The organism is Lascolabacillus sp., assembly GCF_028696275.1.
Classification (GTDB): Bacteria; Bacteroidota; Bacteroidia; order Bacteroidales; family Dysgonomonadaceae; genus Proteiniphilum; species Proteiniphilum massiliensis.
The window spans coordinates 9488-21010 of the sequence record NZ_JAQVHI010000037.1 but is presented as its reverse complement, the minus strand read 5'-3'; the positions used below and the strand labels follow the sequence as shown (position 1 = coordinate 21010).

At 35.6% G+C, this 11523-nt stretch carries 9 protein-coding genes; 5 read left to right on the top strand and 4 right to left on the bottom strand.

The annotated features are described in order from the left end of the window. Positions 1-230 (top strand): Sb-PDE family phosphodiesterase (locus tag PHO43_RS08470; RefSeq protein WP_288011915.1); only part of this gene is annotated, 230 nt, incomplete at its 5' end. 163 nt (positions 231-393) lie between these two features. Here PHO43_RS08470 and PHO43_RS08465 read toward each other — a convergent pair. Both PHO43_RS08465 and PHO43_RS08460 read right to left on the bottom strand, forming a co-directional pair. Next, positions 394-2013 carry a RagB/SusD family nutrient uptake outer membrane protein gene (locus PHO43_RS08465; protein ID WP_288010370.1) on the bottom strand — a complete coding sequence of 540 codons (1620 nt, stop codon included), beginning with the start codon at positions 2011-2013 and terminating at the stop codon, positions 394-396. A 31-nt stretch (positions 2014-2044) separates the two neighbouring features. Beyond that, the gene (locus tag PHO43_RS08460) at positions 2045-5095 is read right to left on the bottom strand and encodes a SusC/RagA family TonB-linked outer membrane protein (RefSeq protein ID WP_288011913.1); all 3051 of its coding nucleotides are present in this window, start codon (positions 5093-5095) and stop codon (positions 2045-2047) included. 799 nt (positions 5096-5894) lie between these two features. Between PHO43_RS08460 and PHO43_RS08455 the strand changes: the two genes are divergently transcribed. The 4 genes from PHO43_RS08455 (at position 5895) to PHO43_RS08440 (ending at position 10038) form a co-directional block, all read left to right on the top strand. Continuing rightward, complete coding sequence (locus PHO43_RS08455; protein WP_045089520.1) at positions 5895-6335, top strand: GNAT family N-acetyltransferase; 441 nt, start codon at positions 5895-5897, stop codon at positions 6333-6335. 2 nt (positions 6336-6337) lie between these two features. After that, positions 6338-7435 carry an alanine racemase gene (locus PHO43_RS08450; protein ID WP_053826331.1) on the top strand — a complete coding sequence of 366 codons (1098 nt, stop codon included), beginning with the start codon at positions 6338-6340 and terminating at the stop codon, positions 7433-7435. Positions 7436-7584: 149 nt separating this feature from the next. Then, the gene (locus tag PHO43_RS08445; RefSeq protein ID WP_045089522.1) at positions 7585-7998 is read left to right on the top strand and encodes a Fur family transcriptional regulator; all 414 of its coding nucleotides are present in this window, start codon (positions 7585-7587) and stop codon (positions 7996-7998) included. Between the two features lie 78 nt (positions 7999-8076). Then, positions 8077-10038, top strand: a complete 1962-nt coding sequence (locus tag PHO43_RS08440) for a heavy metal translocating P-type ATPase (protein ID WP_288011908.1) — start codon at positions 8077-8079, stop codon at positions 10036-10038. A gap of 1 nt (position 10039) precedes the next feature. Here PHO43_RS08440 and PHO43_RS08435 read toward each other — a convergent pair whose 3' ends face one another. Beyond that, a complete protein-coding gene (locus PHO43_RS08435; protein WP_288009023.1) occupies positions 10040-10924 on the bottom strand; it encodes an aldo/keto reductase in 885 nt (294 codons plus the stop codon). A gap of 279 nt (positions 10925-11203) precedes the next feature. Next, complete coding sequence (locus PHO43_RS08430; protein ID WP_288011906.1) at positions 11204-11392, bottom strand: iron chaperone; 189 nt, start codon at positions 11390-11392, stop codon at positions 11204-11206. Between the last annotated feature and the right edge of the window lie 131 nt (positions 11393-11523).

Here is an 11523-nt window from a genome sequence, read left to right as displayed (position 1 = left end):
AAGCCAGAAACAATGGTACTAAGATCAACTATTATGAAATAAAAAATAAAAGCGACCTTTATTTTGAACTAAACCTATCGGATGGAAATACAACCAGCCGAGTAGTGCTTTATCCAAATTCAACTCAACTGGTTACAGCAAATGCCAATTCATCAACACTTACTGCAGAAGTGGTTTCGACATACATAAGAAGTGATCAGCATTTAAAAGTTGATTTTGATTTAAGGTAATTATCTATATAGAGTAATTTTGCTGAGTCTTAAAAACTTCATTTAAGAAGCAATAATTAAATATCCTGAATCAATAAAGAAGGTTATATATAGAAAAAGAGTTCATTTGAGATTAAATCAAATGAACTCTTCTGTTTATTATTAAATTACGATTCCTAATACATTAATAACCTTGATTTTGCACAAGTGCTGGATTATTGTCAATATTGCCTTGAGGAATAGGAAGATATCTATTGTTTGGAGTAAATTTACGATCTTCTATTATTACTGTACCAGTAACGGTAGCACGTTTAAAAGGGTCTGGTTCGTTATAATCAACAGTACCGTCTATTCTTGTAAGAGGTTTATTCAATACTGTTTCTGCAATCATTTTACCTGATGCATCTTTCCAACGAACAATGTCTGCTCTTCTGAAACCTTCACCTGCCAGTTCAACAGATCTTTCCCTCCTAATCAATTCACGTAGTGTCTCTTTAGTATTGTATTTTGTTCTGTCTACATCAGGCATGCCGACACGGTTACGTATTTCATTAAGAGCGTTATATACTTCTTCAGAAGGACCCGTTAATTCGTTTGCAGCCTCTGCAAGTGTTAATAATACTTCAGCATATCTGAAAACAATATATTGAGTATTAGTTGTATAAAAATCTCTTTCATATTGTTCTAATGGTACAACATACTTTGACCAGGTTAAAGCGGTCTTAGATGCATTATTTGCACCTTCAGGAAAGTTTGCATTAGGACTGCCATCAGGAAGTAGTCTGTCTAAAGTATTCAATACGCCATTATAACCACTTTCCCATTCTCTACCCGGATAAAGTACAGTCATAGCCATACGTGGATCACGACCTGCAAAAGGATGTGCCGGATCATATCCCGATCCTGCCTCTTCTTTTGTTAGTCCATTTTCCATCTCATATAAATCAATCAGATTTTGTGTTGGAACCATTGATGACCATCCACCATCTGCATTGTTAGGAATTGTTACTATCCATTCACTGGCAAGATTCTTTATACGCTGATTTGAAAGAATAATTTCAGGAGAATTCTGACCAGCCAATGTAAACTGATTTGTATAATCGCTGTCCAGCTCATATACATTAAGGTCTATTATTGCACGGGCAGCATCTAGTGCACGTTGATAATCTCCCCAATAAAGGGCAGATCTCATCTTGACAGCCAATGCAGTAGCTTTACCAACTCTTCCCTTATCACTGTTGGGTCTAACCTTTAGATAGCCAATTGCCTCATCAATTTCCTTATAAACATACTCCTTTACTTCGGTTTCACTGTTCCTTGGTACCTTTGCTTCTTCAGCATCAACATAAGAATCAATAATTGGAACTCCTCCATACCAGAAATTCATTTTGAAATAATTATAAGCCCTGATTGTTTTGGCTTGTCCAATCATGTCCAACTTATCAGCTTCGTCTGAAAAAGGAACATTATCGATATTTTCAAGGAATGTTATAACACGACGAATGGTAGAGAAATTATAGAAAGAATTACCTGGGTTAGCAGCAGTAAGAGTACCATTACCAATTTGTCTCCATCCCTCATGTGTATGGAAGTTGAACCCAATATCAGATGCACAATCAAGGTAGAAAAACTCTTCACCCCAAATCCATCCGTTGTATAAACCTACAAGAAACTTTTCAGCATCATCTTCAGTCTGCCATGTTGTTGAAGGAGACAAAGCATCCTTTGGGTAGGTGTCCAGAAAATCAGAACAACTGGTGACCAGAAGGATCATTAAACTTATAATTAGATATATTTTTTTCATAATGATTAATTTTTTTCAATAACATAAATGATTAGAAGGTCAAGCTAACACCAAATGAGTGAGTCTGAACAATAGGATATGATGATGCACGTTCACTATTGTTTTCAGGATCAATACTGATTGGCATATTATCAATAGTAAATAAATTCTCAGCAGAATAATATACTCTTGCATTAGATATTCCAATAGAATTTATTAAAGATACTGGTAAAGTATATCCAAACTGAAGATTCTTCAGACGTACAAAACTGGTGTTTTGTAGCCAAAATGTAGACATTACTCTTTCAGGTGCACTATTTGAGTTAATTGAATTATAAATACGTGGCATCTTAGCACTAGTGTTATCAGGACTCCAAGCATCAAGCCAAATAGTTGTAGGATGAGAAACATCACCCTGGAAAGATCCAAATGCTTCAGAATTTAATATTCTTGCTGCTTTTGCTGCTCCAGAGAATATCATTGAAAGATCAAAGTTTTTGTAACCAGCATTCACATTTAGTCCATAAATAAATGCCGGGTTAACTGAATGGCTTATAACCCTGTCATCACCATCGATTTTACCGTCTCCGTTTACATCAACGTACCTGATGTCACCAGCCTTAAACTGCTGTGAAAAAAGAGTGGTACCTGTTGAAGGATTATACTTTTCAGCATAGGCATCAGCCTCTTCCTGTGATTGGAAAAATCCATCAGCCTTATAAACATAGAAAGACGATATTGCATGACCAATTTGGTTTATAGTACTTCCACTAATCATTCTTTCTACACCACCAAGGTTAAGAATTTCGTTTTTATTATATGAAACATTACCATTTACACTAAGTGACCAATCTTTCCAGCGATTATTATAACCAAGACTTACTTCAATACCACGATTTCGCATAGCACCAACATTATCCTTATAAGCACCTAACGCAAATTCAGCCGGAACAGGTACATCCATAATAATATCAGTTGTTTTTCTATCATATAAGTCAATTGATGCATTATAGTGATTAAATAGTGAAAGATCGATACCTAAACCATATGTGCGTGCTTTCTCCCATGAAATGCTTGGGATACGATAACTACTCTGATAATAACCGCTTTGTAGCGATCCGTCAAAAGGATAAGAACCTCCAAGGTTGTAAGTATTGAGATAAGGATAATAATCATCAAGTGCATCTTGGTTACCAAGCAGACCCCATGATGCTCTCAACATAAGATTGTTTACATCGTCTCTCAAACTCTCCATAAAAGCCTCTTCACTTATTCTCCATCCTGCAGAGAATGAAGGAAAGTAGCCCCATCTGTTTTCAGAAGAAAATCTTGAAGAAGCATCTGCTCTGAAGTTTGCCTCAAAGTGGTATTTGCTTGCATAGTTGTAATTAATTCTACCAAAACCGGAAATCATAGCCAATGCTCTGGAGAACCCACTGTTAGTCTGAGTAGAAGCAGTTCCGGCGTTCATGTCAGTAAGGTTATTATTTGGAAAACTACGACGCACCATAGTATTTTCGTTATAATTATATTTTTCGGTGTGCCATCCTAACAGAACCTTAAAAGTATGCACATCATTAAAAAGTTTATCATAGTTAAGAAGTGCATCAAAAGTTGTCCTGTTCCACAGATAGTAGCGCTCATCCAGTTGATTAGGACCGTGATATTTATTTGGGTTATATTGAATATCCTTCATGAATTCACGATAGTGCTGCATATTGTTTATGTATGATCCCTGAAGAGTTCCAGTCAGGTTTTTACTGAATTTGTAATCAGCAGCCAAGATACCTGTAAAATTCTGATTTTTTCTGTCAATTGTCTGATCAAGATCCAGCCATGCGATAGGATTACCATCAGAAACAGTGCCATAAGTGCCATCTTCATATTTATTTACTATCCAAGGAGCAATAATATTTAACTGTCTGATAATTTGATCAGAACCACCTCTTACATAACTATTTGTAGGGTCTGAATAGTCATTCTTAATATAGGCAAGATTCATTTTCATATCCAGTCTGTCGTTTATAGCAACATCCAGATTGATTCTGCCATTAAATTGCTTTCTATTGGAATTTGACAGAATACCTTCCTGACCAAGGTAACCTACAGATGCATGATATTTGGTATTATCTGTACCACCACTTGCAGTTACATTATGCTGTTGTTGCATACCGTTTTTAAAAGCAAGATCATACCAATCTGTATTTGAATGTGTGTATGGTGATGAACCATCTTGAAATTTTCTTAGATCTTCATCTGAGAAACGTGGATTGTTACCATCATTAATAAGAGCCTGGTTGTAGAGACGGGCATAATCATAAGAACTTAATCTTTCTGTCAGCTCAGTTGCCCTTTGAATACCATAAAATCCGTTGTATGAAACACGTGGAGTACCTGCTTTCCCTCGTTTAGTTGTAATCAGGATAACACCATTAGATGCTTTAGATCCATAGATCGCTGCTGAAGAAGCATCTTTAAGTACTGAAATGCTCTCGATATCATTTGGATCTAATGAGTTCATTGTCCCACTCTCAACACCATCAATAAGGATATAGGGTGATGCAGTATTAAGAGTGCCAGTACCACGAATACGAAGGGTTGCTCCATCCTGACCCGGACGTCCCTGTCCCGACATTACAGTTAAACCAGAGACAAGTCCCTGCAAAGCACTAGAAACATTCTGTATAGGTCTGCTTTCTAATTCCTTCTCTCCAATTCGAGCAACTGCACCTGTAAGATTCACTTTCTGCTGTGTACCATAACCTACAACTACTACTTCATCAAGAGCCTGCATGTCTTCTCTCAGAACTATTTGCAGAGTTGTTTGATTTCCGACTTGAACTTCATTAGTTATATAACCGATATATGAAACTTGCAGGGTAGCACCCTGAGGTACAGTTAACGTGAAATTTCCATCAATATCGGTAACAGTACCGTTATTAGTCCCTTTTTCGATAATGTTACCACCAATAATTGGAATCTGATTTTGATCAATTACATTACCTGTTATGGTAACATTCTGAGCAATAATCCCAATTGAGAATATCCATGTACACAGTAGTGACAGATACCTCCATTTAGTAAAATAGCTTTTTGTTTTCATTCTAACATAGTTTAATGTGATTAATTAATACGATAATATTTAATTTAAGTGTTGTGAAATAATAGTAATAGATAATTAGTGTATAGCTTCTCAATTCAGGCTGCAAATATATGGAAATAAATTTAAATAGTTTATATATTTAACATATGAAGTTGACTAATTGTCGGTATAATAATAAAAATAGCTGTTTATATTCAATTATATAAATACTTATTTTATTAATTTAGATTAAAATAAATAAAATTGTATTTAATCACGTTGATATTCAACAATATAATAGGATCCATAACCTGTTTATATAATACTTATTTCAAGGATGGGAATAGAATAGGGTTAAAAAAACCCAATTTATAAATTAAAGATTCAAGTGGAATGATAATGAATGAGCCTGCCGAGTCAGAAAAACAGTTGTTGAGACATTTTAATTCTTTTAATGGCACTGTATTGTCGGCAATTGGATTGATGATTATGTTTAGCCCGTAAGTATTTTGGGTTACGACCTTAGTCTTTTAAAAATATACTAACCATAAAAGCGTCATCCTGTTTTTAATTTGATTTTAGTGTGAACATATTACAAGGATTAGATTTATAATATAAAAGCAATACTTAAACCATAGATCACTTATACCAATTATATGCTAAATAAGAAATAAGTCTCATTTATATCGCCGGAGATAATATTGTGATTTTCAATGCATTGTAAATGCTTGAAATAGAGTTTATAGAGTGTTATGATAGAAAATATATTCAATTTTATAAACATTTTCCAATTTGTTTTGTCTACTTTAGCAGATTAGTTATGATAAAAACAAAGATATTTAACGAACAGAGTAAACCTACAGAGAGAGAAAAAAGTGAAGTTGTCGATTTCTTATTCGATAATCTTCAGCAGTATGGCGACCCAAAAAATCAGATTGAAAGAGCAATAGATTATTCCACAAAAGAGTTTACTTCTTTTGGCGGATTTACTATGGTTCTGAAGGAGGAAGAAGAAATCAGAGCTGCAGTAGTGGTTAACAGGACAGGTATGGATGGTTATATCCCAGAGAATATCCTGGTGTATATAGCTACTGATAAAAACCATCGTGGTAAAGGAATCGGAAAAATGCTTATTGAACTCACTATTGAAAAAACGGACGGAGATATCGCGCTACATGTTGATGCTGATAATCCTGCTAAAAAATTGTATGAGAAATTTGGTTTTACTAATCCTTATCTCGAAATGAGGTTAAAAAAATAATTATGGCTGAACTGGTAATACAGACAGAGAAGATAAAAGAAAATATAAAGAGTTTAAGCGATTTTTTTGAAAAATATAATATACAGTGGAGCCTTGTAACTAAGGTGTTTTCGGGAGATAAAGAGTTTCTGAAACATATACTTACAGATGATGTAATTGAAAAAATAAACTCAGTAGGTGATTCACGATTAACCAGCCTGAGAAATCTAAGAGCAGTTAATCCAAATATGAGAACAATCTACATAAAACCACCTGCTGAGGTTTATGCAGATGAGGTTGTAGAGTATGCCGACATTTCATTGAACTCATCGCTAAGTACGATTATGGCTCTTAATGAAGCAGCCGGAAAACAAGGAAAAATTCACCAGGTTATCATAATGATTGAGCTGGGAGAACTGCGCGAAGGAGTTAATAGAGAAAACTTGATGTCGTTCTATGAAAAAGTGTTCGACCTCCCAAATATTGATGTAATCGGACTGGGTTCTAATCTTGGTTGCATGTATGGCATTGAGCCCAATTACGACAAACTGCTTCAATTATCAATATATAAAGAGTTGATTTCATCACGATTCAATAAAGATTTGAAATTCATATCAGGTGGGTCATCAATTACGCTCCCACTTATTAACCAGGGCACAGTACCCAAAAACATCAACCATTTTAGGATAGGAGAAGCTGCATTCTTTGGGGTCAGCCCTCTTAAGAATGAACAGTTTATGAATCTTCACACCGATACTTTTGAATTTAGAGCAAATATTATTGAGCTGGAGAAGAAAAAGATTGTACCCGAAGGTGTTTTAAGTGATGCTAACATAGGACACACAGCCGATTTTAGCGAAACCGACCGTCACGAAACAACAGTTAAGGCAATACTCGATTTCGGCATGCTTGATGTGGATGACGGAGACCTGACGGCACTTGACTGTGATATAAAATTTGTAGGTATAACCTCCGATATGATGGTTGTGGATTTAGGCTCAAATAAAACCAAAGATGGTAAAAAGAAATATCATGTAGGAGATGAAATAGTATTCAAAACCAACTACATGGCAGTTGCCAGATTACTGAACTCTAAGTTTATCGATAAGAGGTTTGTGTGAGGTGTTCTATACAAACACGACCTGACAGTACACATTTTACAATTGTTTTTCTATTAACTTGAACAATCGGATATCCTGCTTAAATATATTATATTGTGATTTCCATTTAAAATGTCCTATTTTTGTTATGATCTTATTGGAGGATTATTATGAAAGAACTTGAACAGAAACTATTAGACAGGGATATTAAACCAACTGCAGTGAGACTATTGATATTTAAGGCAATGGTGGAGTATCCGCAGGCATTTAGCTTATCAGATCTTGAAGCTGTATTAGAGACTGTTGATAAATCAACAATCTCCAGAACTATTACTCTGTTCCATAACCATCTGGTAATTCACAGTATTGACGATGGCTCAGGCTCAATGAAGTACTCGGTTTGTAATGATGATTGTCAATGCGAATTAAATGAACTCCATGTACATTTTAATTGCACTCATTGTCATAAAACATACTGCCTTGAAAGTGTTTCAATTCCTCCGGTTCAGTTGCCTGAAAAATTCTTGCTTGAGAACATCAATTTTGTTATGAAAGGTCTCTGCGATAAATGCTCCGAATCTTAAGACAGAGCACAGCATTAGCAATTTGCAACTTGGTTGCGTAATTATCAATTTAACTTTGCTATGTAAATTGATAATTATATGGCACTAGATATCGCTAAAAATATTGAAACCAATTGTAGCAATGATGCAGGGCGTTGTTGCGGAGATTTAAATAGAGAATCCTTAGAAAGCAATTCTGATTGGAAAACCTATATACCAATTACAATTACAGTTGTCATTTTCCTTTGTGGAATTGTTCTCGATTACTTTAAAACAGACTTCTTTAAAGGCAATATGCGTCTACTTTGGTATATTGTTGCCTATTTACCTGTTGCTCTGCCATCCTTTAAAAATGCCGGCACCGCTTTAGCTCAGAAGGACTTTTTTAATGAATTTACTCTGATGATAGTTGCCACACTGGGTGCATTCCTTATTGGAGAGTATCCGGAGGCTGTTGCTGTTATGTTGTTCTACACAATTGGTGAGATGTTTCAGAATTCTGCTGTACAGAAAGCCAGAAAGAATATTAAATCTTTACTTGATGTTAGGCCCGATAGTGCATCAGTTATCAGAAACGGATCAATATCAGTAGTTAATCCTGAATCAGTTGCTATCGGTGAGTTTGTCCAGGTTAAAGCAGGAGAGAAGATTCCTTTGGATGGTAAAATGTTGACTGCCAAAGGAAGTTTTAATACATCTGCACTAACTGGCGAAAGTGTCCCAAGAACAATACGTGAGGGCGAACCGGTATTGGCAGGGATGGTTAATCTTAACAGTGTTATTGATTTCCGGGTGGAAAAAAAATATGAAGATAGCTCACTTGCACGTGTACTGGAAATGGTGCAAGAGGCATCGTCACGCAAGTCTAAGACTGAACTTTTCATACGCAGGTTTGCACGAATATATACTCCAATTGTTTTTGCTCTTGCACTTGCAATAACTATTATACCTTCGTTTATTGTCTCTGATTATCTTTTTTCCGACTGGCTATATCGTGCACTGGTGTTCCTGGTAATTTCTTGTCCCTGTGCACTAGTTATATCTATTCCATTAAGTTATTTTGGAGGTATAGGTGCAGCATCACATAATGGAATTCTGTTTAAAGGAGCAAATTACCTCGACTTAATTGCCAAAGTTAATACTGTGGTGATTGACAAGACAGGAACATTAACCGAAGGAGTATTTCAGGTACAGAAAATTGAATCTGTTTATCCTGATAAGGAAAAAATGATTGAGTATGCTGTAGCTCTTGAATCGAAATCGAATCATCCGATTGCTAAAGCCATGTTAGAATACCATCCTGATATTTTACCATATGACTTTAACATAGAGAATGTGGAAGAAATTGCCGGACATGGGATGAAAGGCTTGGTTAATGGGAAAGATGTATTGACAGGAAATACTAAATTGATGAAACTTCACAAGATCAAATACGAACAGAAAATAGATGATATAAAGGAGACAGTAGTTATTGTTGCCATAAATAAAGAATATGCCGGATTTTTTGTAATTTCTGATAAAGTGAAGAAAGACTCTTGGAATGCAATATCGCGACTGAAGAAATTAGGTATAAAAACTACAGTGATGCTGAGTGGAGATAAAAAGTCGATTGTTGATGATTTGGCAGATGAGTTGAATATTGACTTTGCATACGGTGATCTACTGCCTGAAGATAAGGTTTATCATATTGAGAAATTGAAGAAAGATTCTGATAACATAGTAGCATTTGTAGGTGATGGAATTAATGATGCACCTGCTTTAGCTATTAGTGATGTGGGGATTGCCATGGGTGGTATGGGTTCTGATGCAGCAGTAGAAATTTCAGATGTTGTGATCCAGACCGATCATCCATCTAAAATTGCCACGGCTATACAGATTGCACGTTCTACCCGTGCAATAGTTATTCAGAATATTGTGTTTGCTTTGGGTGTAAAGTCTCTAATAATGATATTAGGAGCCTTTGGAATAGCTTCAATGTGGGAAGCCGTGTTTGCCGATGTAGGCGTTTCTCTGATTGCTATACTCAACTCAATCAGAATATTAAGAAAAGATTTTAAATAATTTAAACTAACCTCATCACTCTGTCAACAGCATCATCAACCTGATCGATTGACTCTAATCCTAATGTCATGCAGTGCGTGTTGCCGGTGGTTAAGGCATATTTGATAGATTCCTCTCTTTCGTTATCTTTAACATGTCTACCTTCACCAAATATTTTCATGCCAATCACACCAATCCCTTTCGCTTTTGCTTTCCCAAGGAGTTCACTCACCATATAGGGGGTATTGTCCATATGGCTTTGGAATGGATTTATACGTGCTAAAATAATATCAACCCATGGATTATCTACAGCTTCTACCATTGCTTCCCAATTGTGGCATGAGACGCCAACTGCTTTTACGATACCATCTTCTTTTGCCTTGGCTAATCCTTCCATATAATGCTTACGGTTATTGCTCCATCCTGGCTGCATCAGGCAGTGCATTAAGAGAATATCAATATACTCAGTGCCTATTTCTTTGCGATAACGGTCGAGAGATTCACGTACAGGAGCATTCCTATCAGAACCATCTTCATATGTCCATATCTTTGTGAGAAGGGTTATTTTCTCGCGTGGCATGGATTTGATGGCATGCCCTACAAATGGGTGGGATCCATACGAATCAGCCATATCAAAGAATGTGATACCTCTGTCATATGCGTGATGTGCCATAGAAGCAAACTTATCCATTCCCAGTCGAGTCTGATTGGATGATTTGGAGCCACCAACCGATCCTGTGCCTAATGCTATTCTTGAAACAGTGAGTCCGCTGTTACCTAATTTAACTTTATCTATTTTGACTTCGGGTTTTAGATCGATATTAAATGAACCTTTCCCGGCAACCGTGAGACCTGCAAAACCTGCAAACCCGGTGTGAATAAAACTACGGCGAGATATCTTTTTCATTTAATTACAGATTTTTAATTAGAACTATTTTAACAGGACATACTCAAAAGTAGAAAATAATTTCTATAAATCAAGTAGTTGGGTGAAAATTATCCATTTTCATATTTACAATTTAAGTAATTCCTACTTCAACTTATTCACTTCAATCTTAAATTTTATAATTCTTTCAATTAAATCATAAGGAATAGGACATTTAAGAGGAAATTGTACAGATCCTTTGCCTTGTTTATATACAGATAGTTCCTCTTTAAATTCATCATGTGCTTCAGGTGTAGCATACTAGCCTATGTGATTCTTATATGCTGCAAAGTAGATAAGAGGTCTTTTGTTAGTCTTATATCCAGGCATACCGTAAGCCATTTTTTCTTCTGCACCAGGAGCTAATTCTTTAACCATCCCTCTTATTTTGTATAGAATTTCCTGGATTTCATCGGGGAAACTTTGTATGTATTTGTCTATCTCATTCATGTCTTCAAAAGTAGAAAATAATTTCTATAAATCAAGTAGTTGAAGAAAAATATGATATTGATTACCAATCATAATATATTAAGTATTTTCCAGAGGAATAATGTCTTATCTTTGTTGCATGAATATAGAGA

Coding starts and splice junctions, on each gene's coding strand:
- PHO43_RS08465 (WP_288010370.1), bottom strand. CDS start 2,013: ATGAAAAAAATATATCTAATTATAAGTTTAATGATCCTTCTGGTCACC.
- PHO43_RS08460 (WP_288011913.1), bottom strand. CDS start 5,095: ATGAAAACAAAAAGCTATTTTACTAAATGGAGGTATCTGTCACTACTG.
- PHO43_RS08455 (WP_045089520.1), top strand. CDS start 5,895: ATGATAAAAACAAAGATATTTAACGAACAGAGTAAACCTACAGAGAGA.
- PHO43_RS08450 (WP_053826331.1), top strand. CDS start 6,338: ATGGCTGAACTGGTAATACAGACAGAGAAGATAAAAGAAAATATAAAG.
- PHO43_RS08445 (WP_045089522.1), top strand. CDS start 7,585: ATGAAAGAACTTGAACAGAAACTATTAGACAGGGATATTAAACCAACT.
- PHO43_RS08440 (WP_288011908.1), top strand. CDS start 8,077: ATGGCACTAGATATCGCTAAAAATATTGAAACCAATTGTAGCAATGAT.
- PHO43_RS08435 (WP_288009023.1), bottom strand. CDS start 10,924: ATGAAAAAGATATCTCGCCGTAGTTTTATTCACACCGGGTTTGCAGGT.
- PHO43_RS08430 (WP_288011906.1), bottom strand. CDS start 11,392: ATGAATGAGATAGACAAATACATACAAAGTTTCCCCGATGAAATCCAG.